The sequence below is a fragment of the Catenulispora acidiphila DSM 44928 genome (assembly GCF_000024025.1).
Taxonomy (GTDB): Bacteria; Actinomycetota; Actinomycetes; order Streptomycetales; family Catenulisporaceae; genus Catenulispora; species Catenulispora acidiphila.
This window is the reverse complement of the sequence record NC_013131.1, coordinates 8509310-8534764: the sequence shown is the minus strand read 5'-3', so window position 1 is coordinate 8534764 and position 25455 is coordinate 8509310. Positions and strand designations below refer to the sequence as shown.

Here is a 25455-nt window from a genome sequence, read left to right as displayed (position 1 = left end):
TCTCAGGAGACGAACTCCGGCGTGCCGGGGTCCGTACATCTCGGCGGCTACCGCCGGGCCAGCTCGTCCAGCCCCAGCAGCACCGCGCCCTGGATCGGCCGGTCGGTGGTCAAGGTGAGCACCGCCTTCGGCGCCCGCGCCGCGAACCGCCGCTCGATCCCGGCCGTCAGCAGCGGCTGGCGCGCCCGCAGGACCCCGCCGCCGAGCACCACCTCGACCTCGGCGTCCATCAGGTCCAGCCGGCCCATCGCGGCGAAGGCGAAGGCGCACACCTCGTCGGCCAGCCGCTCCACGATCGACAGCGCCACCTCGTCGCCGAGCCCGGCGACCTCGAACACCAGCGGCGCCAGCTCCCCGAACCGGTCGTCGGCGATCCGCCCGAAGTGGATCGACTCCACCAGCTCGGCCATCGAGGCGCAGCCGAAGTACTCGGCCACCGCCTTGCGCAGCACGGTCGGCGCGCCGCGGCCGTCCTCGGCGCGCACCGCGAACCAGTGCGCGGTCTCGCCGATACCCGGTCCGCCGCCCCAGTCGCCGGAGACTGTGCCGATCGCCGGGAAGCGCGCGTGCCGGCCGTCGGGCGCTATGCCGACGCAGTTCATGCCCGCGCCGCAGACCACGGCGACACCCCACGGCCGCGACGTCCCGGACCGCATCAGCGCGAACGAGTCGTTGTCCACGATGGTGCGCTCGGCCCAGCCGCGCGCGGCGAACTCCGCGGTCAGCGCCTCGACCTCGACCGGGAAGTCGGCGCCGGCGACGTAGGCGGCGAGCAGCTCGGCCAGCGGCTCGTCCGCCGCCAGCCCCAGCTCGGCGCGGATCAGCGCCACGCCCTGCCCGGCCACCGAGACCGCGCCGGCCATGCCGTCCAGGTGCGGCGTGAAGCCGCCGACCTGCACGCAGGCCAGGACCGTGCCGTCCGCCGCCGCCAGTGCCACTTCTGTCTTGCTGTTCCCGCCGTCGATCGCCAGGACGGCCGCCCGGGTCACGCCCACGGCAGGAAGCTGCGGTTCTTGGCGACCAGGGAGTCGGCCAGCTTGTCCGCCAGGTCCGCCTGACCGATCAGGGGGTGCGCGAGCAGGGCGGTGCGGACCCGCTCCACGCCGCCCTTGATCGCGGCCTCCACGGCCAGCTCCTCGTAGGCGGAAACGTGTCCGATGAGCCCGCGGTACAGCGGCTCGATCGGCGCGCGCAACGGCGCCGGGCGCACCCCGGAGGCGTCGACGATCGCCGGGACCTCGATCACCGCGTCGTCGGCCAGGAAGGGGAAGGTGCCCGCGTTGCGGACGTTGACGACCAATTCTTCGCCGAGGTCGCCGTGCAGCGAGGCCAGCAGCTCGACTGCCGCCTCGGAGTAGAACGCCCCGCCGCGCTTGCTCAGCGCCTCCGGCTTGGTGTCCAGCGTCGGGTCCGCGTACTGCGCCAGGAGTTCGGCCTCGACCGCGGCGACCGCCTTGGCGCGGTTCTCGCCCTTGGCGACCTGGTCGATCTGCTCCTTCACCACGATGTCGTGGGCGTAGAAGTAGCGCAGGTAGTAGGAGGGGATCGCGGCGAGCCGCTGGATCAGCTCGGCCGGCAGCTCGATGTCGTGCGAGATCTCCTCGAGCGACTCGCTGAGGTACTTCGGCAGGAAGTCCTCGCCGTCGAGGTAGAAGCCGCGCTCCCAGGTCAGGTGGTTGAGACCGACGTGGTCGAGCTTGATGCGCGAGGGCTGCACGCCCAGGTGCGCGGCGGCGCGGCGCTGGAAGCCGATGGCCACGTTGCACAGCCCGACGGCGCGGTGCCCGGCGTCCAGCAGCGCGCGGGTGACGATACCGACCGGGTTGGTGAAGTCGATGATCCAGGCCTGCGGGGCTATTCGCCGGACGCGCTCGGCGATGTCCAGCACCACCGGCACGGTCCGCAGCGCCTTGGCGAAGCCGCCGGCGCCGGTGGTCTCCTGGCCGACGCAGCAGAACTCCAGCGGGAACGTCTCATCGACGTTCCGGATCGTCTGACCGCCGACCCGCAGCTGGATGAGCACCGCGTCCGCACCCTCGATGCCGGACTCCAGCTCGGTGTGCGTGGTGACGGTGCCGGGATGCCCCTGCTTGGCGAAGATCCGGCGGGCCAGCCCGCCGATCAGCTCCACCCGGTCCGCGGCCGGGTCGATCAAGGCGAGCTCGGTGAGCGGCAGGGTGTCGCGCAGCCGTGCGAAGCCGTCCACCAGCTCCGGCGTATACGTCGATCCTCCGCCTACGACGGCGAGTTTCATATCAGGCTCCTGTCCCGGTCCAAACGTCCATGCACGGCTACACCCCGCGGTTGAAGAGGTCTTCGCGCACCGTCCGCAGCGCCGCGTGGATGGCTCCGGCCAGGACCGGGTTGCCCTCCACGGTGGACACCGCGAGCGTGGGGCGGGGGACCGCCACGGCGTGCAGCTCGTGCGTGATCAGGTCTTTGAGGAGGTCGCCGCCGGCGCGCAGGGTGCCGCCGGACAGGACCACGAGTGAGGGGTCCAGGACCGCCAGGACCGGGGCGAGCCCGCGCGCCGCGCGCCGGGCCAGGGTGGTGAGTATCTCGGTGCTGCCGGTCTCCACCGCGCGCCGGACGGCCTCGGAGTGGTCGTCGACGCGGATGCCGTGCTCACGGGCCAGGTGCAGGACCGCGGGGCGGCCGGCGATGTTCTGGAAGGTGTTCTTCACCGGTTTGGGCGAGCGCGTCAGCGGGTCCTGCGGATCCAGGGCGACCGGCATGTAGCCGATCTCGCCGGCGCCGCCGGTCGCGCCGCGAACGAAGCGGCCGTCCTGCACGATCGCCAGCCCGATGCCGTTGCCCATCCAGAACACGACGAAGTCGTCGGCGCCGCGGGCCTGGCCCAGGTGCTGCTCGGCGATGGCGGCGAGGTTGACGTCGTTCTCCACCTCGACCCGCACGCCCAGCAGCTCGCGCAGCCGGGACAGGTTGCCGCCGTGCCAGCCGGGCAGGTCGCGGGCGAAGCCGAGCTGGCCGGTCTGCGGATGCGGGGCGCCGGGCACGCCGATCACCACGTGCCGCACCGCTTCGGGGGCGACCCCGGCGGCCTCGGCGGCGCCGTGCAGCGCGTCGCGGACCCGCTCCACGCTGCCGGCCGCGGTCCGGCCGACGACCGGGACCTCGAACTCGCCGGCCACCTCGCCGGCCAGGTCGGCGACGGCGGCGGTGACCCGGGTGTGGGTGACGTCGACCCCGCCGGCGTGGCCGGCGGCCGGATTCACCGCGTACAGCTGCGCGCTGGGTCCGGGTCCGCCGGCGGCGGTGCCGGCGGCGACGATCAGGTCGGCGGTCAGCAGCCGGTCGACCAGTTGGCTGGCGGTGGGCTTGGACAGCCCGGTCAGCGCGCCGATGCGCGTACGGGTCAGCGGACCGTGCTCGAGGAGCAGCTCCAGCGCCGAGCGGTCGTTGATCGACCGCAGCAGGCGGGGGGTGCCGGGGGTGGTGTCGGGATTGGCCACGGCGGCATTCTCCTCCCCGCTCCCCGGTGCCGGTGGGCATCTATTAGGAAAGTTTACTAACGAAAAGGCAGGTTAGCGGTCCCGTCCCCACCCGTCAAGAGTGTGCCCGCCGACGGCGCCGATCAGGGCCGGATCCAGACCGGATCAGACCGGATCAGGCCGGGTCAGGCCGGCCCGGTCCCGCCCGCCGGCCGGGCCGCGGCGGTCCAGCCCGACCACTTCGCGACCGTCACCACGACCTGCGGACCGGCCGGCGGCGCCGCGTCGTGCTGCGGGTACTTCCGCCGGAACGCGGCGAGCACCTCCGGCGTCAGAGGGCTGACGCGGGCGGTGCCGTCGGCGCGGGCCCACCACAGCGCGTTCCAGTCGGCGTCGTAGTGCTCCGCCAACAAGGAGACGTACGGGTTCGCCGCGATGTTCCGCAAGCGCTTCAGATCCGTGCTGCGCTTGGGCTTGTGGTCCACCACCAGCGCCAGGCTGTCACCGATCGCCGCGAAGACTACCGGTACCAGGTGAGGGACGCCTGAAGCGTCCGCGGTGGCCAGGACGGCGTGCGGCTGGGACAGGAAAGTGGCGCGGGCTTGCTCGGGAGTCATGCTCCCATCACAACAGGCCCTGGGCCATCGCCTTCGTCACCGCGGCCGTGCGGTCGTCCACGCCGAGCTTGCCGAACGCCCGGACCAGGTGCGTCTTCACCGTCGCCTCGCTGATGAACAGCTCGCGGCCGATCTCGGCGTTCGCCAGTCCGCGGGCGACCAGCGCCAGCACCTCGCGCTCGCGCGGCGTCAGCGGCTGCGCGGCGGGCTGGCGCAGGCGGCTGACGAGCTTGGCGGCCACCGCCGGCGCCAGGACCGTCTCGCCGCGCGCGGCCAGCCGCACCGCCTCGGCCAGGTCCGCACGCGGGGTGTCCTTGAGCAGGTAGCCGGTCGCGCCGGCCTCGACCGCCCGGACGATGTCGGCGTCGGTGTCGTAGGTGGTCAGGATCAGCACCCTGATCGCCGGGGCGGCGGCGGCCAGCCGCGCGGTGGCCTCGACGCCGTCCACGCCGGCCATGCGCAGGTCCATCAGCACCACGTCCGGCACCAGCTCCAGCGCCAGGCGCACGGCCTCGGCGCCGTCGGCGGCCTCGGCGACCACGTCCAGGTCCGGTTCGGCGGCCAGCATGCCGGTCAGCCCGGCGCGGACCACCGGGTGGTCGTCCACGATCAGGACTCGGAGATTCCCGGCCTGCTCACTCATAGGGCACCTCCGCCTCGACGCGCGTCCCGGCGCCGGGCGCACTGGTGATCGTCAGCTCGCCGCCGACCTGTTCCACACGCTCGCGCATCGAGCGCATCCCGAAGCCGCCGCAGGGCGCCTCGGGCATCCCGACGCCGTCGTCCTCGACGGCCAGCGTCAGCCGGTCGGCGCCGTACGTCAGCCACACCGTGACCGACGCCGCCCGCGCGTGCTTGCGGACGTTCGCCAGCGCCTCCTGCGCCACCCGCAGCGTCACCACCTGCACGGTGGCGGTCAGCGTCCGCGCGCTCCCGCCGATGTCGACCGAGGTCGCCATCCCCAGCTCCTCCCCGATCCGTGCCGCCGCGCGCTGCAACGCCGCGTCCAGCGGGAGCCCGGCGGTCGGGTCGCCGCCTATCAGGGCCCTGGCCTCGGCGAGGTTCTCGCGCGCGGTGCGGGCGGCCAGGTCCAGGCGCTCGCGGGTGGTCGCCGGATCGGTGTCCAGCGTCGCCTCGGCGGCCTGGACCAGCATCAGCAGGCTGGTGAAGCCCTGCGCCAGCGTGTCGTGGATCTCCCGGGCCAGCCGCTCGCGCTCCTCGCGGACCCCGGCCTCGTGGTGGGCCCGCTCGAGCTCGGCGCGGGTCGCCTCCAGCTCGCGGATCAGCGCGCCGCGCCGGTCGTGGTCGTTCAGCATCTCGCCGAAGAACAGGCCGATGAACAGGTTGAACAACAACGCCCCGACCGCGGTCAGACCCCAGGCGACCAGGTCTCCGCTGGTGAAGCCGTCGCTCGCGGCGATCGGGAAGGTGAGCACCGCGGCAGCCGCCGCCAGGATCGCGATGCCCCGGGCCCGGAAGCCGGCCAGCGGGGCGAACTGCGAGAGCACGACGCTGGACATGTAGATCAGGCTCAGGTCCGCCCACACCATGGCGAAGCAGAGCGTGCACACGATCGCCAGGTGGTAGTACACGGCGCGCGGGTTGCCGCGGTCGAGCAGCCATCGGTGCTGCAGCAGCAGGTAGGACAGCGACATCCCGGCCAGCGCGCCGTAGAGCCATACCGGCTTGTGCTCCACCGCGACCAGCACCACGCTGATCGCCAGCCCGAAGTGCCATCCGACCGCCCACCAGCGCGCGATGCGCTTCCAGGACTGGAAGGAGGCGCGGGCGTCTTGCGCGATGGTGTCGCTGACCGGGGTGTCGGCGCCAGCGCCAGCGTGCGGCTCGGCGCTGCGGGCATCGTGACGAGCATCGCTCCGGGCGTCCTGAACCGGCGCCGCGGCAACCGGCGCGGCAGCCACCGCGGACGCCGGGACGGCGGCCCGGCCCTCGGGCCCGACCGCCGTAGCGGGCTGGATCACCCGTCGTCCCTTCCCCGCCACGTGAACGTCTTCAGACACAGCATCAAGCCGACCACACACCAGGCCGCCAGCACCAGAGCAAGTCGTCCGTGCTCCCAGGACTGCGCGGGCTCGGAGTATTTGAAGGAGTCGGGCAGGAACACCGAGCGCATCCCCTGGCACAGCCACTTGATCGGGAACACCGCCCCGACCTGCTGAACCGGCTTGGGCAGCTGCGAGAACACGATGAACACCCCCGAGATGAACTGCAGCACCATGACCGGCAGCCACACGATCGCGCTGCCGTTCTCGGAGCGGATGAGCCCGCTCATCCCGATCCCCAGCAGGCTGCAGGCGGTGCAGCCGAGCAGCAGCACCCACGTGAAGGTCAGCCAGGGCCCGACGGAGGTCGGCAGCTTCAATCCCATCACCGTCACCCCGACCAGCAGCATCACGGCGACCTGCGCGACCGTCGCGGCCAGCACCGAGGCGACCTTGCCCAGGAAGTACGAGGCGGCCGGCATCGGCGTGGTCCGCAGCCGCTTCAGCGCCTTGGTGTGCCGTTCGGCGGCCACCTGGTAGGCGAGGTTCTGCAGCGCGCCGTTGATGACGCACATGCCGGTCATCCCGGTCACGTAGACCTGCTGGTAGGTCGCGCTCGTCCCCTCGATGTCGCCGCGGAAGATCGACCCGAACAGCAGCAGCATCACCACCGGCACCGCGAAGGTGTAGATCAGCAGCCCGGTGTTGCGCCTGAGCTGCACCACCTCGATCACCATCCGGATCCGCCCGATCCGCCAGATCTCGCTCAGCGTGGCGCGCTGCCGTCCCATGGCCTCAGTCGTCCCCTCCGCGGCTTTCGCCGTCTCGACTGACTGCCCGGCCGTCCGGCCCGCCGCCTGCTCCGCCACGGCCTGTCCCGTCGTCATCGCGCTCATCGCGCACTCCCCTCCTGCGCCCCGATCAGTCCCAGATAGATGTCCTCCAGCGACGGCCGCACCACCGCCAGCCCCGGGATCTCGCCCCGGAACAGCGTCGAGAGCTCCGCGACGAAGCGTGTCGGCTCCGCGGTGTGCTCCTCACAGCGCCGGCCGTCCTCCTCCCACGACACGATCGCCTTGGCCCGGTCCCGCCCGCCGAGCCGCTCCGGCGCGTTCACCTCGACCAGGCGGCCCCGCGCCAGCACGCCGACCCGGTCGGCGAGCGCCTCGGCCTCGTCCAGGTAGTGCGTGGTGAGCAGGATCGTTGTCCCGGCGGTGCGCAGCGAACGGATCAGCTCCCAGAACTGCCGCCGGGCGGCCGGGTCGAAGCCGGTCGTCGGCTCGTCCAGGAACAGCAGCTCCGGGCCGCCGATGATGCCGAGCGCCACGTCCAGGCGCCGCCGCTGGCCGCCGGACAGCCGCGAGGTGAGGGTGCGGGTCTGCTCGGTGAGCCCGACCGCCGCGATCACCTCCTCCGGGTCGCGGTGCGCCGGGTAGTAGGCGCCGAACTGCCGCACGGCCTCCCCGACCCGCAGCATCGTGAAGTCCTTGGCCTCCTGCAGCACGACCCCGATCCGGGCCCGCCACCGCTGGTCGGCGTGCGCCGGGTCCACGCCCAGCACCGACACCTCGCCGCCGTCGCGCCCCCGCAACCCCTCCAGGATCTCCACGGCGGTGCTCTTGCCCGCGCCGTTCGGTCCCAGCAGCGCGAAGACCTCGCCGGCGGCGACGTCCAGATCGACGCCGGCGAGCGCCTCGGCGTCCCCGTAGTTCTTGCGCAATCCCCTGACGCGCAGTGCTGTGGTCATGCCTCCACAGTGGCCGCCGAGGCGGTTCCGGCATGAGGTGCTACCGATGGAACCCCGCGTCCATCGGTCGATGGACTCTTCAGGGGTTGATGGTAGGCGCCGGCACCGTTCCGCCCCGCCGCAAGCCGTCCTCGGCGCCGTTCGTCCCGCTGGCCGCGGTGAGGCCGACCTTGACCCCGGCCTCGTCGAACGCCGCGAGCAGCCGGTAGCGCAGTTCCCGCGCGACCTCCGAGCTGGTGCGCGGAGCGGTGCGCATGCTGACGCGCATCATCATGTGGTCGCCCTCGATGGACTCGATGCCGGCGATGGTCGGCGCCTCCGACAGGAAGCTGGCCTTCCACAGCGGGTCCTCGAAGAGCTGGTGCGCGGTCTCGACCATGATGTCGCTGACCCGCGAGGGGTTCTCGGTGTAGGCGACCGGGACGTCCACGATGGCGCGCGCGTGCCCCTGCGACTGGTTGCCGATCCGCTTGACCGTGCCGTTGCGGACGTACCAGACTACGCCGTCGATGTCGCGCAGCTGGGTGATCCGCAGCCCGACCTCCTCCACGGTGCCCCGGGCGTCGCCGGCGTCGATGAAGTCGCCGACCCCGTACTGGTCCTCCATGATCATGAAGATCCCGGCGAGCAGGTCGGTGACCACGTCGCGGGCGCCGAAGCCGATCGCCACCGACAGGCCGCCGACCGAGGCCAGGATCGGCCCGGTCGAGATGTCCAGCTGGTCGATGATCATCAGCGCCGCGACGATCATGATGGCGACGCTGGCGATGCTGCCCAGCACGCCGCCGAGGGCGCGGGTGCGCTGCATCCGCCGCTCGGCACCCATCAGGAGGCCGGCCTCCAGGAACCGCCCCGGCTTGGTCTCGGCGCGCACCGCGGCCTTCTCCACGGCCCGGCGGATGAAGGTCCGGGTGACGTTCCGGAGGACCATCGCCACGATGATGATCGCGACGATGGCGATCGCGTGGGAGACGATCAGGCCCGAGTGATCGCTGAACCAGTTGCTCACGTGTTTCGCCTTGTCACTGAGCGAGGTGGTCGGAGTGACCGACGGCGGGCTCGGCGCCGGGCTCTTGGATGCCAGGACGATAGCTGAAACTGCGGACACGGGGTACGGGGCCTCACGGACTCATTTGAAAGACGTACTTAAACATCGCCACATTAGAGGATCCGCGTGTGCGGCCGTACCTCGTTCGCGATCAATGCCAGCTGATCCAAGTCGTCGAGATCGAAGGTGCGCAGGTAGACGCGCTGCGCCCCGACGGAGTGATATTCGCCAAGTTTTTCGACGAGTTGGTCGGGCGTCAGCCGCAGCACCATCTGGTTCGCGGCGGCCTTCCCGCTGATCGCCTCGGCGCGGCGCGCGATCTCCGCATCGGTCCTTCCGCAGGCCACGACCATGGTCACGGACAGTGTCAAGGTGTCCGGATCGCGCCCGATCGCCTCGCACGCCTCCCGCACCCGGACATAGCTGTCCGCGACCTGATCCGAGGGCCGGAAGTTCGAGTTGTATTCGGAGGCGTACGTCGCGGCCAGTCTCGGCGTCCGCTTCGGCCCGCGACCGCCGACGATGATCGGCGGATGCGGACTCTGCGCCGGCTTGGGGAGCGCGGGGGAGTCGCTGAGTTCGTAGTGCGCGCCCTTGAACGAGTACGTCTGGCCGGCAGGCGTGCTCCAGAGCCCTCTGATGATCTGAAGCTGCTCCTCGAGGAGGTCGAACCTGTTGTCCGGGAACGGAATCCCGTAAGCCGAGTGCTCAGCCGCGTCCCAGCCGGTGCCCAAACCCAGCTCGATCCGCCCGCCGGACATCTGGTCCACCTGAGCGACCTGGATCGCCAGCGGCCCGGGCAGCCGGAACGTCACCGGCGTGACCAGCGAGCCCAGCCGGATCCGCGACGTCTCGCGCGCCAGCCCGGCCAGCGTGGTCCAGCAGTCGGTCGGACCCGGCAGCCCGTCCGCGGCGCCCCCGGCGCGGTAGTGGTCGGAGCGGAAGAAGCCGTCGAAGCCCAGCTCCTCGGCGGCGCGGGCGACCCGCAGCAGGGCGTCGTAGGAGGCGCCCTGCTGCGGTTCGGTGAGTATTCGAAGATCCATAAGGGTCAGACTGGCATGGCTCGCGGTGTCAGTTCGAGTTCGAGCTGTGCGGCCAGGAAGCCCCACATGTCGGCGTAGACGCCTACCGTTTTGGAGACGCTGCGGGCGGCGTGGCCGGCCTCGCGCTCCGCGCGGAACAGCACCGGACGCTCCGTGATCGGCGCCGAGGTGGCGTGCTGGAGGGCGGCGGCGAGTTTGCGGGCGTGCAGCGGGTCGACCCGGCTGTCGCTGTCGAAGACGGCGAACAGCGTCGCCGGATACGCGGTGCCCTCGTGCACGTTGTGGTACGGCGAGTACGCGATCAGCCAGCCGAACTGCTCGGGGTCCTCGACAGTGCCGTACTCCTCGTTCCAGGTGATGCCGAGGCCGTGCTGTTCATAGCGGATCATGTCCAGCAGCGGCGCCCAGCAGACCACGGCCGCGTACTTCTCAGGGTGCTGGGTCAGCGCCACGCCGACCAGCAGCCCGCCGTTGGAACCGCCGAAGATCCCGAGCTGCGCGCGGGTGGTGACGCCGTTGTCGACCAGCCAGTCGCCGGCGGCGTGGAAGTCGTCGTAGACGTTCTGCTTGTTCTCCATCATCCCGGCGCGGTGCCACTCCTCGCCTTCCTCGGACCCGCCCCGCAGGTTCGCGACGGCGTAGACGCCGCCTGCTGCGACCCAGGCCAGGATGCGGGCGCTGTAGGCCGGGGTCTGCGGGATGTTGAAGCCGCCGTAGCCGTAGAGGATCGTCGGCTTGGGACCGGTGCTTTCCTCGCTGCCCTCGATGACGAACATCCGCACCTCAGTACCGTCCTTGGAGGCGTACGTGACCTGCCGTGTGCGGACCTGCGGGATCTCCACCTCGGCCGGCGGCCGCTCCCACAGCGCGGTCTGGCCGGTGCGGGCGTCGAAGTGGTGGATCTGCACCGGAGTGGTGAAGTCGGTGTAGCCGAACCACAGCTCGTGGCCGCGCTCGGGCCGGGTGCTCAGCCCATACAGCGTCCCCAGCCCCGGCAGCGCGATCTCGCCGATCTTCTCGCCGGTGCGGGCGTCGTGCAGCGCCAGCTCGCCGACCGCGTGCCGGGTGCGGGCCACGACCAGCAGCGGCCGCTCCAACTCCGGGCCGTCCAGCAGCGCGTAGGAGTCCAGGACCGCCTCGGGGTCCTCAGGGACCAGCTCTCGCCAGTTCTCATAGGCGAGATCACCGACCGCGGCCACGCAGATCCGGCCGCGCGGGGCGTCCCGGTCGGTCCACACCAGGACACTGCCGGCCAGCGGGGAGTCGGGCGCGCAGATCTCGATCGAGGTCTGGTTGTCGAGCCCGACCTGGACCGGGGACAGCACGGGGCGCTCGGGGGAGCTCGCGGTCAGATCGGCGAGATAGAGGTCGTTGCGCGGAGCCGTCCCGGGGTAGGTCTCCACCTTCAGCCAGCGGCCGTCGAGGGTCACCGAGATCCCGAAGTAGCTGGTCTTCGGCTGGCCCGCGCCGAAGATCTCGACGTCCTCGACCTCGGGATCGGTCCCGACCTTGTGCAGCTTCACCCGCCGGTGGAACTGTTGCTCCCCCTCGGGAACGGTGTCGGGGTGCGGCTTGCGGACGTAGTAGTAGGCCTCGCCGCCGGGCAGCCAGGCCACCGGCGTGTACCGGGCGCGGGTGATCGGGCCTTCGAGGCGCTCCAGTGTGCCGACGTCGATCACATAGACGGCCGACTCCTCGGTCCCGCCCTCCGAGAGCTGATAGGCGAGGCGGTCGCCTTCCTTCGAGGGCTGCCAGCCGTCCAACGTCGTGGTGCCGGAGGGGTCCAGCGCCATCGGGTCGACCAGTACCCGCTCGGTTCCGTCCGCCTCCACAGCGAGCAGCACCGCGTGCTCCTGCTCCGGCAGCCGCCGGGTCAGGAAACGGCGCTCGCCGCGCCAGGAGGGCGCCGAGACGTCGCCGGTGCCCATCAGCTCGGTCATCCGCTCGGCGAACCTCTGGGTGGCCGGCCAGCCCTCGCGCGCGGCGGAGAACAGCGCCTCCTGGGATTCGCTCCAGGCCACGGTCCGCGGATCCCGCGGGTCCTCGAGCCAGCGGTAGGGGTCGGGGACGTCGCGGCCATGCAGGCGATCTGCCACGGTGAGGCGCTCTGCCTGCGGGTATACAAAAGACGGCATGCCTCAGAACACTATGTCTTGTGGTCGATCTGTGTTAACCCGCTCGTGACACATGATTTTGAAGATGTGCGTGAAATCTGGTAGCGCGGGAACCACAACAGCGGACAGACTGGATCTACCCGTGAGCCGATCCGCGGACACGCACTCCGACATGCGCTGATGTGTCAGCTGAGGCATCAGTCGTTCGCCGGGTGCACTGGAGGCGGAGCGGAAACGTTAGCTCCGGCGCGAGCCACGCGTCGGACTCGGTCAGGAGGCCACCAGTGCCGCACGCACTTCTTTTGAACGCTTCATATGAGCCGTTATGCGTCGTGAGCCAACGCCGCGCAGTGGTTCTGATCCTCAGCGACAAGGCCGTCACCCTTGAGGGATCCGGCGACCTGCTCCACGCGGCCACCTGGTCGATGCCCGCGCCTTCGGTGATCCGGCTCACCCGCTACATCCGGGTGCCGAACCGCCGGGCGGTGCCCTTGACGCGCCGTGCCATCTTCGCTCGCGACGGCGGCCGGTGTGTCTACTGCGACGCGCCCGCGACCAGCATCGACCATGTGATCCCGCGTTCGCGCGGCGGACAGCACGCCTGGGACAACGTCGTCTCCGCCTGCCGCCGCTGCAACCATGTGAAGGCGGACCGTCCGCTGCCGGACCTGGGGTGGCGCATGCGCCGGGCCCCGGCACAGCCGGCCGGTTCGGCTTGGCGGATCCTGTCCTCAGGAAGACAAGATCCGCGCTGGTCGCCTTATCTCGAGGCGTATGGCGGGGAGCCCAAAGGGCTCGGGGTGGACGGTGCTTTCGCGGCCGCCTGACCTGATCTCCAGGACCTGTACCGCTTGAAGGGCCGCCCCCGGTTCGCCGGGGGCGGCCCTGCTTTTCGAGCGTGAGACCACGTCAGATACCGTGGGATTGTGAAACCACCGACCACCCCCGAAGCGCGGACGCGCCGGGCGTTGCGTACGGCGACTCTCGGCTCGCTGGCGGCGGTGCCCCTGCTGCTGGCGTCCCCGGCGTTCGCCCTGCACCGGGACGCGGGCGACGACCCCGGCCAGGGCATGTCCGCCGTCGCCACCATCCTCGTGTACATCGGCATCCCGGCTGCGGTCTTCTGCGTCATCGCGCTGCTGGTGCTCGCCCCCTCGATCGCCCGCGGCAACCGCTACCGGCCGCACCAGCTCAGCTGGTGGGCCTCGCCGGTCTGGTTCGGCGGCCCGCGCGAGGAGCACGGCGGGTCCGGCGAGCGCGCGCTGACCGGGACCTCGCTCAAGGAGCTCACGGCCTACTCCGAGGCCCAGACCGAGGGAGGCGCCAGTGCCCGCTGGTGACGCTTTCAGCGCCCGTCAGGAGCAGGACATCGCCAAGGCGATCGCCACTGCCGAGCAGCAGAGCGGCCTGAAGTTCTCGGTCTACGTCGGCTCCGTCGAGGGCGACCTGCACGCCCAGGCGGTCCGGCTGCACCGGCAGCTGGCCGACGCCGACCTCGCGGTGCTGGTCGTCGTCGACCCGCGCCGCAACCAGCTGCAGATCGTCACCGGCGTGGAGGCCAAGCGCCGCGTGGACGACCGTGCCGCCGGCCTGGCCGCCGCGGCCATGGCCTCCACCTTCGCGGTCGGCGACCTCGCCGGCGGCATCGTCAACGGCCTCGGGTCGCTGATGGAGCACGCGCAGAAGGCTCCGGTGCTGCACGGCGACCAGCCGTAGCCGGTACTTCCGCGCGTTTGTAGAGCGCTCATAGCTGACGAAGCGGCCCGGGCGGGTTTCCCCGCCCGGGCCGCTTCAGCGTTCTCGCCTCGGGCTCACCGGCTTCCCGGTTTCCCGGCATTCCGGTGCGCCGTGCGCCGGATTCAGGCCGCGGAGCGGTCCTTCTCCTGCGCCTTCAGGCAGCGCCCGACGGTGTCCACGGACTCCACGATCAGCCGCCGGAGCGCCGGCACCGGCTGCGCCGAGTCCAGGAACGCCTGCGTGGCGTCCACGGTGCTCTGCTCGATCACGAACGTCGGGAACAGGCCGGTCGCGATCTGCGTGGCGATCTCGTGTGTGCGCGAGTCCCAGGCGTTCTCGACCGTCGCGAAGTACTTCGCGACGTACGGCTTGAGCAGCTCCTCGCGCTTGTCCGCCGGGACCGACTGGAAGCCGCCGATCACCGAGGCCACGGTGTGGTTGGCCAGGGTGTCCCCGTCCACGACCGATGCCCATGCCTCGGCCTTGGCCGCGGCGGTCGGACGGGCCGCACGTGCCTGCAGCGCGTATCGCTCGCCGGTGGCGGTCTTGTCGCGCGCCAGCTCCGCCTCGATCTCCGGCACGTCCGCCTTGCCGCCGACCACCAGCGACATCAGCAGCGACCAGCGCAGCTCGGTGTCGACGGTCAGGCCTTCCAGCGTCTGCGAGCCGTCCAGCAGGGCGGCGACGTACGCGAGCTGCTCGTCGGTCAGCGCGGCACCGGCGAAGGAGCGGACCCAGGCGAGCTGGAAGTCCGAGCCGGGCTCGGCGGTCTTCAAGTGTTCCCAGCAGGCGTCGGCGAGCAGTGCCTGACCGGTCGGACGCCACGCCGGGTCGGCGAACAGCTCGACGGAGGACTTGGCCTGTCGCTGCAGGAGCTGGGAGACGCCGATGTCGGATTCCCGGCCGATGCCGCGCAGGACCAGAGTGAGGTAGTCGCGAGCCGCCAGCTCGGCATTGCGCAGCATGTCCCAGGCAGCGCCCCAACACAGAGTGCGCGGCAGGGACTCGGCGAAGTCACCGACGTGGTCGACCAGGGTCGCCATCGAGTGTTCGTCGAGGCGGATCTTGGCGTAGGTGAGGTCGTCGTCGTTGAGCAGGACCAGCGCGGGGCGGGCCTTGCCGATCAGGTCGGCGACCTCGGTGGAGGCGCCGGTGACGTCCAACTCGACCCGGTCGGTGCGGACCAGGGCGCCGTCGACCATGTTGTACAGACCGATCGCCAAACGGTGCGGGCGCAGCGTCGGGAACTGCTCGGAGAAGCCCTCCTGCTCCACGGTGAAGGAGGTGAAGTTCCCGTCCGTGTCGACCTCATACAGCGGTCGCAGCGTGTTCGGGCCGGCGGTCTCCAGCCAGAGCTTCGCCCACTCCTTCAGGTCGCGGCCGGAGGTCTCCTCCAGCGCGCCGAGCAGGTCCGCCAGCGTGGTGTTGCTCCACTGGTGGCGGTTGAAGTAGGCGCGCACGCCCTCGAAGAAGTGGTCGTCGCCGACCCACGCCACCAGCTGCTTCAGGACGGAGGCGCCCTTGGCGTAGGTGATGCCGTCGAAGTTGACCATCACGTCTTCGAGGTCGCGGATTTCGGCGACGATCGGGTGCGTGCTGGGCAGCTGGTCCTGGCGGTAGCCCCAGGACTTCTCGCCGTTGGCGAAGGTGGTCCAGGCGTCCTTGTAGCGGGTCGCGGCGACTTGGGCGTAGAAGGAGGTGAAGGTCGCGAAGGACTCGTTGAGCCACAGGTCGTTCCACCACTGCATGGTGACCAGGTCGCCGAACCACATGTGGGCCATCTCGTGGAGGATGACCTCGGCGCGTTGCTCGTAGGCGGCGTCGGTGACCTTCGACCGGAAGATCATCTCCTCGCGGAAGGTGACGCAGCCGGCGTTCTCCATGGCTCCGGCGTTGAACTCCGGCACGAAGAGCTGGTCGTACTTCGTGAACGGGTAGTCGCGGTCGAACTTCTCGGTGAAGAAGTCGAAGCCCTGCTTGGTGACTTCGAAGATCTCCTCGGGGCGCAGGTACTCGGCCAGCGAGGTGCGGACCGCGACCGCCATCGGGATCTTCTGCCCGCGCTTGGTCGTGTGCTCCGACCGCGCGACGTGGTACTTCCCGCCGATCAGCGCGGTGATGTAGGAGGAGATGCGGGGGGTCGGCTCGAAAGCCCACATGGCCGTGCCGTCGCCGCGCGACTCCGGAGCCGGGGTGGGGGAGTTGGAGAAGACCTGCCAGCTGTCAGGACCCTGGATGGTGAAGGCGAAGGTGGCCTTCAGATCCGGCTGCTCGAACGCCGGGAACACCCGCCGGGAGTCCGCGACTTCGAACTGCGTGTACAGATACGCCTCGCCGTCGACCGGGTCGATCATCCGGTGCAGACCCTCGCCGGTGTTCATGTAGGCGCAGTCCGCCACGACCCGCAGCTCGTTGTCCGCCTGCAGGTTCGCCAGCGAGATCCGGTTGTCCTTGAAGGCCTCGGCCGGGTCCACCGACTGCCCGTTGAGGGTGATCTCCCGCACCGCGGGGGCGATCAGGTCGATGAAGGCGGAGGCGCCGGGGGTGTTCGCCCGGAACCGCACAGTGGTGGCGGATGTATAGGTCTTGGCCTCCGGATCGGGGGCGTTCGACCAGTCCAGGCTCACGTCGTAGGACTGGACTTCCAGCAGCGCCGCGCGCTCCTGGGCTTCTTCGCGGGTCAGATTAGTACCGGGCACCCTTGCACGGCTCCTTGTCGCTGTGTGTCGAGTTGTTTGCCATCGATCCTCGCACGGTCGCCCTTCTGTGTGCCTGCGGGATTAGCCGCAGGTCCGATGGTGTTGGTCTGTTGCATGAGCTCTCCTACCCCCGAACAAGCCGCCCCCCGCGCCGTGGCGGACTTCTGGTTCGACCCCCTGTGCCCCTGGGCCTGGATGACCTCCCGCTGGATGCTGGAAGTGGAGAAGATCCGCCCCGTGGACGTGCGCTGGCACGTCATGTCGCTGTCGGTGCTCAACGAGCACCGCGAGGACCTGCCCCAGCGCTACCGCGACCTCATGGACTCCGGCTGGGGTCCGGTCCGCGTGGTCATCGCCGCCCAGCAGCAGCACGGCGAGGAGTACGTGCTCCCGCTCTACACGGCCCTCGGCACGCGCCACCACCCCGGCGGCCGCGAGTTCACCCGCGAGGTGATCGTCGAGGCGCTGGAGGAGGCCGGCCTGCCGGCGTCCCTGGCCGACGCCGCCGACAGCGACCAGTACGACGAGGCCCTGCGCAAGTCCCACGCCGAGGGCATCAACCTGGTCGGCCAGGACGTCGGCACCCCGGTCGTCGCGGTGAACGGCGTGGCCTTCTTCGGCCCGGTCGTGACCCCGGCGCCCAAGGGCGAGGACGCGGGCAAGCTGTGGGACGGCTGCCTCCTGGTGGCCTCCACCCCCGGCTTCTTCGAGCTCAAGCGGACCCGCACCCAGGATCCGATCTTCGACTGAGCAGCACGCACCGCGCACGGGGACCGCTGACCCGGTCCCCGCCTGCTGCTCGAGGCCGAAAGCGTCAGGACTGAACCCCTGCCTCAGTGCTAACCTGCTGTCGCGAGAACCGGGATGTGGCGCAGCTTGGTAGCGCGCGTGCTTTGGGGGCACGATGTCGCAGGTTCAAATCCTGTCATCCCGACCATATAGGTCACATTCACACCAGCGACCGGGGGAACCCGGTCGCTGGTGTTCTTTTTGGAACTTCCGACGTTCTGACGGTAGTTCGTCTCGTCCAGAACATGGTCGAAGGCAAAGGACAGGCTGGCCTGGCCTTTGCCCAAGATCGGCTGGTACGGCTCCGTGAACTCGACCCGCTCGACCGACCCGTCCTCCCCGATGAGCAGCTTCTCGAAGAACCCCTGGTTGATCTGCCGCCGCACGTGGCCAGGGGCGCGCAGGTAGGCCTGCTCGCAGTGGCTTGCAGCCTTTAGCGCAGCGTCGAGCGTGGCTTCGACGTCGCTGTTGCTGGCCTTGGCCTCCTTGATCCCGACGTCAGCCTCAGCCAGTTCCCGGGTGAGCCGGTTCATTTCAGCGGACAGGAGGTCGCTGGGGATAGCTCCGGCGTAGTGGGCTTGGAGCAGCTTCTGACGTTGGTCCTGGGCGGCTTCGCGCCTGTTCTTGGCGCGCTTGAGGTCAGCGCGGGCTTCGTTCTGTTGGCCGACCAGCTCAGCTCGCACTGTTTGCCGGATGGCCTCGGTTTGGTGTTCTGGCAGACGAAACGAGCGGTAGAAGTCGTCAATGCCGTCCTCGATGCGCTCCAGGCGCACAGCAGGGCGGTTGCAACCGCCCTGCTGTGCCTTCTTCAGGCACAGGTAGTACTGGTACGTCCCGCCGTTCCCGGTGTTCTCGGAGTAGATGAGCCGACCACCGCAGATCGAGCAGTAGATCGTGCCCCGCAGGTAGTGCCGGTGCACGCGGTCTTTCTCGCCACGGTGGGCGTTGGAGGCAAGCAGGTCTTGCACTGCCAGCCAGACCTCCGGCTCAACGAGGGGCGAATGCTTGCCCTCGTAGTGGATGCCCCGATATGACACAACCCCCATGTAGTAGGGGTTCTGGAGCAGGTGATACATCCCGGTCAAGGAGAGCGGCTGGGTGGACTTGCTGCCCCTCGGCCGTGTCGTCAGGCCTTTGGCTTCAGTAGCGAGTGTGAGGGCGATCCCGCTCCACTCGCCGCTGGCGTAGGCCTCGAAGCACCACCGGACGAGCTCGGCTCGCTCCGGGTCGAGCTCCACCCACGAGGTTTCAACGCTGCCCTGGGTCTCCTTGCGGTTGATGTAGCCCAGCGGAGCCCGGAACGGGGTGCCGCCCTCCTCGGCCTTGCGTACCAGACCCTTCATGACTTCCTGGGCGAGGTTGCCCGAGTAGAACTGCGCGATCTCGGCCATGAGCCCGTAGAGCAGCCGGCCGCTCGGGGTGTCGTCGATGTTCTCGGTGCAGGACACCAAGGTCACGCCGTACTTCTTCAGCATGAGATTGATCGCGATGTCATCGGCGCGATTGCGTGCCAGGCGGTCGATCTTGTGGACGATCACGAAGTCCGGCCGTACCGTCTTGATGTCTTGAAGCAACCGTTGCAGTTCGTCGCGGTCGGCGGTCTTGGCGGACTCCCCGGCGTCGATGTACTCGTGCTCTGGGGCGATGACCGCACCCAGCTGGGCGGCCTTGAGGCGGCAGGCGTCGATCTGTACGGGAAGCGAGTAGCCCAGAGCACCACCGCCACTCCGAGCCTGCTCCTTGGTGCTGACGCGGGCGTACAACATCCCGATGAGCACGTCACGGGGTTTGGCGGCCGTCTGACTATTCCGTGCCTTGCGGTGTCCCCGGGCTTTGGCTGCTTCGAGAGCGTTCCGCCTCGGTGTTGCCTCCTGTGTATGGTCGTGCGTGTTCATGCTTCGTTCCTCCCTTCATAAATCTGTTCAAGGTTGTCGGCGGTCACGACGATTGCCCCGCAGCCACGGATACGCTGCACGGTGGTCATGAGCTCCGGCAGAGATCGACTCAACCGAGCTTTGTCGGACACCACGACGGTTTCCGCTTCGCACTTTTCCGCCAGCTCGGATAGCAGGTGCTGAAGCGCCGATTGACGGTCAAACCGACCTGGCGTTCCGAGATCGAGGTATTCCCGGGCGATGGACAGCCCACGGCGTTCGGCAACGTGCAGACAAGCCGCTCGCTGGTGGGCAGCCGCTTGGCTGTCGTCCGGCCGTGGGCTGGCAACCCGCAAGTACATCACGGCGCGAACTGCGCTCGTCTCAGGTGGGCGACCGATTTCCGTTTCTTCTTGTGTCATATCTTTTGTCTCCTTTCGTTGTATAGCTATTTTCTCAGCCCATAGATACGGTGCCAAGAAAGGACAGGATGACCTTATTTACTTTTCGACGTGTTTGGACGTCCACCATCTTCGGTGACGTGAGGAAGCACAGCGGTGCTGTGGTTTTTCCAGCACCGCTGTGCCCGGAGAGCGGACTAGCGGTTTGTCTTGGCCGCTCGGGCCTCGGCGATCCGGGCGGTGGCCAGAGCCGCGAAGTCAGGATTGAGCTCAATGCCCAACCAGTCGCGGCCGAAGCGTTCTGCGGCGACGCCGACTGTGCCCGCCCCGATGAACGGATCGAGGACAAGCCCCGGTTGCCAGCCGGCCTGACACAGGCACGCTTGGCGTAGTGGTCCACTCGAAGCTCGTCGGTGGCCGGTACCAAGCAACGTTCGGGCCCAGGGAGTACCGCAGGCCGCGCAGGTTCGCTCAGGGCAGGTGGCCAGCAATGGACGCCGCACGAGCTCGACCGGGAACGTCGCGAAGTGGGCGCCGTGGTAGCTGGCAGTGGAGATGGACCACACATCGCCCGGGTTCTTGCCGAGCGGATGGGATTGGACGCCACGAGCCTTCATGGCGCTGAGACCGTGGTTGAGGTCGACGCGGGAGGTACTGCCACCGTTGAGAGACGGCACGGCCGTCCTGGGCGGGTAGGTGGCGCGGTTGCCCGCCCGTTGCTGCTTGTTGGCCGTCACGGCTGGCTCGCGGATGGCGTCCAGGTCGAAGTAGTACTGCGGCGAGCGGGTGAAGCAGTACAGGTATTCGTGGCTGGTGCTCAGCCGGTCGCGGACGTTGGCTGGCATCGGGTTACGTTTGGCCCAAATCACCTTATTCCGCAGCAGCCAGCCGGACTGTGTCATCTTCAGGGCGACTCGCTCGGGTCCGAGCAGCAGGCACTTCTTTGCGGCACCTTCGCGGATGTGACGGCTGTAGCCGTCGCCGAGGTTGAGCCAGAGCACGCCGTCCGGCCGCAGTACGCGGCCGAGGTCGCCGCAGACAGCGGCGATGGTTTCCGCCCAGGCTTGGACGGTCGGCTCGGCCCCGATCTGGTCGGGGTGGCCGTAGTCGCGCAGCGACCAGTACGGCGGGCTGGTAATGACGCAGTGGACGGCGGCGTCCGGAAGTTCCGACAGCCGGGCACGGACGTCCCCGACGAGGATGCGGTTACGGTTCGTGGGCGTGATCTGGTTCATTGGGCACCTCCTTTGGTGTCGGTGTGAGGGGTTGTAGTGAGTGCGGCCACGGCGTCCTCGATGAGCGCCACAGCGAAGAGACGTTGTTCGGCCGGGGCTAGCCGCTGGATGGTTCGGGAGATGGCGCCAGCCCGATCGGGGTGCGGCACCAGCCACCAGACGCGCGGGAAGAAGCCGGCGACGCGTTGCTCGGCTCCAGAACGCCAGTAGTCAAGGTAGACCGCGCACTTGCTCGCGATCGTCGGCAGGCTCTCGGTGGCCAGGTCGATCTCGATGAATGCCGCAAGATCGAAATCGTCGACAGTGAGTCGGACGTAGGCGTCTGGTTTGAGCGGCCGGCGTCCGCCGCTCTGGCTGCTGAACCAGCGCCAACAACCAGGTTCAGCGCGTAGCTCCTCGATAGTGCAACCGCCGGCGCGGGAGTGCTCGACGAGCTGACACATGAGCTCAGAACAAGCGAGGATGTGTGCCGTGAAGGTCGACTTCGACTCGATCGCGCTGCGATGCCGCCGCGCGCCAGGCTGATCGCGATCGAGGACGGCATGACCGAGGCCGGAGAGGCCGAAAACGTAGCCTTCGCTTCCCGAGCGAATGCCGCCGACCCCCCGCTCAGCGCGGGCGACGACGCCGAGTTCTGTCAGCCGCCGCATGATCGCCCTAGTTTTACGAGCTTGGGTGGAGATCTCGCCACCAGGACAATGCAGGCGTCGGAGCTGGCTGCCCGAGAGCAAACGGAACTCGTTGAGCGAAGCCAGCACTGCAAGGTCCCGGGGGCCGAGGCGATCCGCCAGACGTTCCGCCGGTGCCCGCCGGGACGATGTGACGCCTCCACTCATGGAGGAGTTTCGGCGGTGTCTACCTCCCGTGTCCGCTGGTCGGGTGGTTGCCCACTCAGCCCGGCCGGTAGGCCGATCGGTAGGTGTGAGGTCAGCAGTCATGGCTGCTTCCTCCGCGCTCCGACTGGTTCATCCGGCTCATCGCCCCGCCAGCGGTGCAAGATGGCGTCGTCGATAGCTTTCGGATCGGTGCCGTAGCGCTCGGCAGACTGGCGCCGGAGTCGCCTCGGGTCGGTGGTGGACTTCGGCAGTGGCAGTGTGGCCACCTCGAACGCCGGTGACGGAGTGCCACCGAGCGGGACACGCACCAGCGCATGGAACGCCGGGAGCCGCGCCAAGTCGTCAGCAGTCACCGGCTTGCCGAGGACGGTCGCCAGGGCGGCGCTGTCGCCCTCAGCCGGCCGGAACACAACGCGTGAGCGTGCATTCGCCAGCACCGCGGATTTGAGAGTTGGGCTCAACTGGTCAAGGTGTTGATGCGCCACAGTGAATGGTGCCCCTGCCCCGCGGGCTCTGGCCAGCACATCAGCGAAGTCGAGGCCTGACGTGTAGCCCTGGAACTCATCGACGAAGATTGGCACCGCCCGACGCTGCTTCGGGGGCTTGGTGGTCTGGCGCTGGATAGCGTCCCACAGTTGATGTAGCAGCAATGTCCCGATGATCTTCGAGCCCTCGGCTCCAATAGCTCCGGCGTTGAGGTTGACGAGCACGATCGTCGGGCACTCGAAGATCGACTCCAGTCGAAACGCGGGGTCTGGCTGGCCGAGCAGTCGACGGATACTCGGCCGGGCGCTGATGATCCGTAGCTTGTTCCCGATCGGCGCGACCACTTGGCCGAGCTCACCGACGCTGAGAGTGTCGAACCAGGCCGCCCACGGCGCCAAGGTCAGCGGATCGCTGACGTGAGCAAGCACTGAGCGCCGGAAGCGCTCGTCGCTCAGGAAGGGCATGACGTCGGTCAAGGTTCCGTCTGCCGATCTAGACAGTGCGATGAGTGCGTGCAACAGCACGTCACTGCTCCGGGGCCCGATGTTTGCCCCGAACAGCTCCTTAAACAGCCCGAGCAGTGAATCGGCGCGGCGTTCGGCATCACTGACCGCCCCCTGCAAGGGGTTGAAGGAGATCACCGGCAGGTGAGCGTCTGCTCCCGGGTCGATGATGACCACATCGTCTCGCCGCTCCTCCGGCAACAGGCTGAGAATGTCGTCTACCAGATCGCCTTTGGGCTCGATGACCACCAGTGAGCGGCCAGCTTCCGCTTCGGCAACTGCCCAGTGGGCGAGCATCGTTGACTTGCCCGCGTTGGTCGGAGCAATGACGTGGCAGTGTGCCGCATACGAGCGCAGCGGTAGATGCACTGGCCGGTTTGGGGTAGCTGGGTGCTGGCTCCGACCCACCGGACGGCTGGTGTTGTCCCCGGTGTCCAGAAGTTCGGGAGGTGGCGGCGCGAAGCCGTTGCCGCTGCCCGGCACGTCCATTTCAGCGATATTCCAGCCGATTACGGTCGCCAGTTCGCCGGCATTCACGATGCTCGACCAAGTTCGAGCCCTACCCATGACCGCCATGAGCTGATGCGCTACCCGCGAAGACTGCGCCGAGACCTGGACGCGGCCGTGCCGGTCGTTGGCCAAAGCCAGGGCCGAGAACACCGGTCGGGTCAGCCCAGCGGCGCGACGAGGGTCCTTTGCTACCGCCCCCGTTCGGCCGCGGATGGCGAACAAGGGCTCGGAAACCTTGCGCTTGAATGCTCGACGGTCGTTGCTGTCTGGCTCCGGTGGGCTGGTAAAGCCCAGGACATCCAACGGCGTCCGCCGCTGTGGCAAAACCGCAAAGAACTGCCCGGGCCCGATGACGAACTGGAGTGCGACGGCTTCACCAGGGCGCAGTCCCTGACGGATACGCAGCAGCGCCGCGGTGACTCCTTCGGCGACGTCACCGCGAATGGGATACGCCAGGCTCTTGAAGCGAACCTCACGGCCGGCAACGACTGCCGGACGCTTCGGATTGTCGGTGTGTACCAGTACCAGTTCCGGGCACTGCGCCATGAGTTCCCCCGGTAGCCGGTCACTGATCTGCTCATCCATGCCGACCAACCAGCGCACGCGTTCCGGATACAGCCAGAGCTCGAAGACAGCCAGCGGCACCAGCCCGAGCAATCCGAACCGCGGCCGTCCGGCGAGCGCCCGCATGACGTTCGTGGAGGCTTCCAGCGTCATGCCGCGCGGCGGGAAGGCCTCGTACCACGCCCACGCGGTCATCTGTTGGCCTCCGTGTCTTCGGGCACGGACGGCCGCTTGACGGCCTTGTCTTGCGGCGGTTCTGACAGCTGGAGCCGCGCCAGCGTGATGCAGGCTCGGGCGAGCTTGCGGAGCGCCGGCGGCCGAACTTCGGCCGTCACATGGACAGGCACGTCTTGTGGTGATTGAGACATAAAGAAAACCTCCCTTCGGTGAAGCCGAAACGGAGGTTTTCGTGGGTGCACTGAATACACCTCATGACCTTGACAGGCATGAATGATGAGTATTCAATGAAACGTACACGAAACCCCCACTTCGGGGCTTTGTGAAAACACTTAGGCGGGGCGGGTGTCCGTGGTTGAGCTGCGATGCGAGGTGAGATATGAAAACCCTCGCGGCGTAAGCTGGCGGATCGCCTGACCCGCCTTTACTATGCCCAGATTATTTTCGATCTTCAACAGTCTTGGGTCGTAATTACAACGCCGATTGGTACCGCCCGACCACTGGATAGGCACCGGCGGAATGTCGGCTTGCACCAAGCACAATGCGGCTCCGCCTCCAGCATCCGACGCTGTTAGCCACAGGCTTCCGGGGCCTGCTTCCTCTTCCAACTGGGCGAGCAGCGTCCGCGTCCCGATGGACATGCGACGCCTTAATGTTGTGCTCTATACGTAAATTTCTGGGTCTGAACCGCCAGGCCGCCGCCTCAGCGTGAGGCAGCGGCCCGCCTATCTATTTGCTGGTGTCCTCGCCGAGGGCTTCCTGGATCTCTTCGTCGAGCTGGCGCAGCCAGTCGGCGTGGAGCTCCTGCTCCAGCACCGTGAGACGGTCAGCGAGGTCGCGGAGCTCCCGCTCCTGGCGCTTGCGGGCCTGCTTGGACGAGTGATTCTTGCGAGCGGTCATACATACGCGTCTCACTTCCTTTTGCTCGATGGATTGGTTCGGATTTGGCAGGCTCTACGACCCCGTGACAGGGCTCGTAGAGCCTGCCCTCAGTGGCGCGCGAAGAACACCAGCAGCGACAGGACGACGACGGCCACGACTCCGTAGAGCCACAGGGTTTTGAGCACCTGGACGACGCCCATGGCGAACCAGCCGAGCATGGCCAGCATCACGAGGAAGCCGAGGATGTCTTTCATGGCAGCTACCTCCGACCCGTGATGATCCAGAGCACCAGGGCGATAATCGCCAGTGCTCCGATTGCGGGTATGGCCGGGCTCACGATCGTGACCAGATGGGCCAGTCCCGAGGACAACGCAGCGTTGAAGCTGGCCGGCAGAATCGGTGTCAGAATCGAGCCGATCAGCTTGAGGACGATGCCCACCAGGGCAAGGCCGGCGATGACGGTGAGGACACGGAGGAACAAGCCTCCTGAGCGGTTCACGTCGTTGTTGTCTCCTTTCGATAGAAGTAGTTCGGGCTTTGGAGTTCCGAAGCTCGATGAGCAAGCCCTAATCGCTGCCATGAGGCATGGCGGTAGCCACGTCTCCAGGAGGCGGTTTTGGGTAGAGCTCACCTAGGGATTTTGTTTTCAAGGAGCCCTCACACGAGACTTTGAGCTTTGCTCTGAACCCCTGCCAGCGGCGTTCAGTTGCTCGGTGGTGTGAGGTTGTGACTTCAGCA

Annotated in this window: 24 protein-coding genes, 1 tRNA gene and 1 pseudogene; 6 read left to right on the top strand and 20 right to left on the bottom strand. The window is 68.5% G+C overall.

Going from position 1 to position 25455, the window contains the following annotated elements:
- Window positions 1-47: 47 nt before the first annotated feature.
- The 11 genes from CACI_RS36330 to CACI_RS36280 form a co-directional block, all read right to left on the bottom strand.
- The gene (locus CACI_RS36330; RefSeq protein ID WP_049871825.1) at window positions 48-995 is read right to left on the bottom strand and encodes an N-acetylglucosamine kinase; all 948 of its coding nucleotides are present in this window, start codon (window positions 993-995) and stop codon (window positions 48-50) included.
- A complete protein-coding gene (locus CACI_RS36325) occupies window positions 986-2254 on the bottom strand; it encodes a 6-phospho-beta-glucosidase (protein ID WP_015795904.1) in 1269 nt (422 codons plus the stop codon). Before CACI_RS36325 ends, CACI_RS36330 begins: the two co-directional genes overlap by 10 nt.
- A gap of 37 nt (window positions 2255-2291) precedes the next feature.
- Window positions 2292-3473 (bottom strand): ROK family transcriptional regulator, encoded by a 1182-nt coding sequence (locus CACI_RS36320; protein ID WP_015795903.1) that lies wholly within the window; start codon window positions 3471-3473, stop codon window positions 2292-2294.
- A 164-nt stretch (window positions 3474-3637) separates the two neighbouring features.
- Window positions 3638-4069, bottom strand: coding sequence for a TIGR03668 family PPOX class F420-dependent oxidoreductase (locus CACI_RS36315; RefSeq protein ID WP_015795902.1), 432 nt, complete (start codon window positions 4067-4069; stop codon window positions 3638-3640).
- A gap of 7 nt (window positions 4070-4076) precedes the next feature.
- Window positions 4077-4712: a response regulator gene (locus CACI_RS36310; protein WP_015795901.1), complete on the bottom strand. Its 636-nt coding sequence runs from the start codon at window positions 4710-4712 to the stop codon at window positions 4077-4079.
- Window positions 4705-6051: a sensor histidine kinase gene (locus CACI_RS46550; protein ID WP_015795900.1), complete on the bottom strand. Its 1347-nt coding sequence runs from the start codon at window positions 6049-6051 to the stop codon at window positions 4705-4707. Before CACI_RS46550 ends, CACI_RS36310 begins: the two co-directional genes overlap by 8 nt.
- The gene (locus CACI_RS36300; protein WP_015795899.1) at window positions 6048-6968 is read right to left on the bottom strand and encodes an ABC transporter permease; all 921 of its coding nucleotides are present in this window, start codon (window positions 6966-6968) and stop codon (window positions 6048-6050) included. Before CACI_RS36300 ends, CACI_RS46550 begins: the two co-directional genes overlap by 4 nt.
- Window positions 6965-7819, bottom strand: coding sequence for an ABC transporter ATP-binding protein (locus tag CACI_RS36295; protein WP_015795898.1), 855 nt, complete (start codon window positions 7817-7819; stop codon window positions 6965-6967). The genes CACI_RS36300 and CACI_RS36295 overlap by 4 nt, the downstream gene beginning before the upstream one ends.
- Before the next feature lie 79 nt (window positions 7820-7898).
- Complete coding sequence (locus tag CACI_RS36290; protein ID WP_143765530.1) at window positions 7899-8828, bottom strand: mechanosensitive ion channel family protein; 930 nt, start codon at window positions 8826-8828, stop codon at window positions 7899-7901.
- Window positions 8829-8980: 152 nt separating this feature from the next.
- Window positions 8981-9910 (bottom strand): LLM class F420-dependent oxidoreductase, encoded by a 930-nt coding sequence (locus CACI_RS36285; protein ID WP_015795896.1) that lies wholly within the window; start codon window positions 9908-9910, stop codon window positions 8981-8983.
- Between the two features lie 5 nt (window positions 9911-9915).
- A complete protein-coding gene (locus tag CACI_RS36280; protein ID WP_015795895.1) occupies window positions 9916-12045 on the bottom strand; it encodes a prolyl oligopeptidase family serine peptidase in 2130 nt (709 codons plus the stop codon).
- Window positions 12046-12308: 263 nt separating this feature from the next.
- On the opposite strand from CACI_RS36280, the gene CACI_RS36275 reads away from it, so the two are divergent.
- The 3 genes from CACI_RS36275 (at window position 12309) to CACI_RS36265 (ending at window position 13740) form a co-directional block, all read left to right on the top strand.
- Complete coding sequence (locus CACI_RS36275; RefSeq protein ID WP_015795894.1) at window positions 12309-12851, top strand: HNH endonuclease; 543 nt, start codon at window positions 12309-12311, stop codon at window positions 12849-12851.
- A gap of 99 nt (window positions 12852-12950) precedes the next feature.
- Complete coding sequence (gene ctaJ, locus CACI_RS51725) at window positions 12951-13364, top strand: aa3-type cytochrome oxidase subunit CtaJ (protein ID WP_015795893.1); 414 nt, start codon at window positions 12951-12953, stop codon at window positions 13362-13364.
- A complete protein-coding gene (locus CACI_RS36265; protein ID WP_015795892.1) occupies window positions 13351-13740 on the top strand; it encodes a DUF5130 family protein in 390 nt (129 codons plus the stop codon). Before ctaJ ends, CACI_RS36265 begins: the two co-directional genes overlap by 14 nt.
- 143 nt (window positions 13741-13883) lie before the next feature.
- Here CACI_RS36265 and pepN read toward each other — a convergent pair whose 3' ends face one another.
- Window positions 13884-16460: an aminopeptidase N gene (gene pepN / locus CACI_RS36260; protein WP_015795891.1), complete on the bottom strand. Its 2577-nt coding sequence runs from the start codon at window positions 16458-16460 to the stop codon at window positions 13884-13886.
- A 114-nt stretch (window positions 16461-16574) separates the two neighbouring features.
- Between pepN and CACI_RS36255 the strand changes: the two genes are divergently transcribed.
- From CACI_RS36255 to CACI_RS53125, 3 genes are all read left to right on the top strand, one after another.
- The gene (locus CACI_RS36255; protein WP_049871824.1) at window positions 16575-17210 is read left to right on the top strand and encodes a mycothiol-dependent nitroreductase Rv2466c family protein; all 636 of its coding nucleotides are present in this window, start codon (window positions 16575-16577) and stop codon (window positions 17208-17210) included.
- Between the two features lie 110 nt (window positions 17211-17320).
- Window positions 17321-17397: transfer RNA gene (locus tag CACI_RS36250), tRNA-Pro, on the top strand.
- 97 nt (window positions 17398-17494) lie between these two features.
- The gene (locus CACI_RS53125; RefSeq protein ID WP_223297352.1) at window positions 17495-17686 is read left to right on the top strand and encodes a hypothetical protein; all 192 of its coding nucleotides are present in this window, start codon (window positions 17495-17497) and stop codon (window positions 17684-17686) included.
- A gap of 360 nt (window positions 17687-18046) precedes the next feature.
- Here CACI_RS53125 and CACI_RS54525 read toward each other — a convergent pair.
- The 8 genes and pseudogenes from CACI_RS54525 to CACI_RS36225 all read right to left on the bottom strand — a co-directional run.
- A pseudogene (locus CACI_RS54525) lies at window positions 18047-19015 on the bottom strand (recombinase family protein); the annotation flags it as partial.
- 125 nt (window positions 19016-19140) lie between these two features.
- Window positions 19141-19545: a recombinase family protein gene (locus CACI_RS48595; RefSeq protein WP_083795942.1), complete on the bottom strand. Its 405-nt coding sequence runs from the start codon at window positions 19543-19545 to the stop codon at window positions 19141-19143.
- A 176-nt stretch (window positions 19546-19721) separates the two neighbouring features.
- Entirely contained in the window at window positions 19722-20759 is a 1038-nt protein-coding gene (locus tag CACI_RS36240) for a DNA-methyltransferase (RefSeq protein WP_015795889.1), read from the bottom strand.
- A complete protein-coding gene (locus tag CACI_RS36235; protein WP_190276677.1) occupies window positions 20756-21517 on the bottom strand; it encodes a replication-relaxation family protein in 762 nt (253 codons plus the stop codon). Before CACI_RS36235 ends, CACI_RS36240 begins: the two co-directional genes overlap by 4 nt.
- Window positions 21518-21693: 176 nt before the next feature.
- Entirely contained in the window at window positions 21694-23853 is a 2160-nt protein-coding gene (locus CACI_RS36230; RefSeq protein ID WP_015795887.1) for a type IV secretory system conjugative DNA transfer family protein, read from the bottom strand.
- Between the two features lie 711 nt (window positions 23854-24564).
- Complete coding sequence (locus tag CACI_RS51720) at window positions 24565-24735, bottom strand: hypothetical protein (protein ID WP_015795885.1); 171 nt, start codon at window positions 24733-24735, stop codon at window positions 24565-24567.
- An 89-nt stretch (window positions 24736-24824) separates the two neighbouring features.
- Complete coding sequence (locus CACI_RS51715) at window positions 24825-24971, bottom strand: hypothetical protein (RefSeq protein ID WP_015795884.1); 147 nt, start codon at window positions 24969-24971, stop codon at window positions 24825-24827.
- 5 nt (window positions 24972-24976) lie between these two features.
- Window positions 24977-25198, bottom strand: coding sequence for a hypothetical protein (locus CACI_RS36225; RefSeq protein WP_143765529.1), 222 nt, complete (start codon window positions 25196-25198; stop codon window positions 24977-24979).
- Window positions 25199-25455 lie beyond the last annotated feature (257 nt).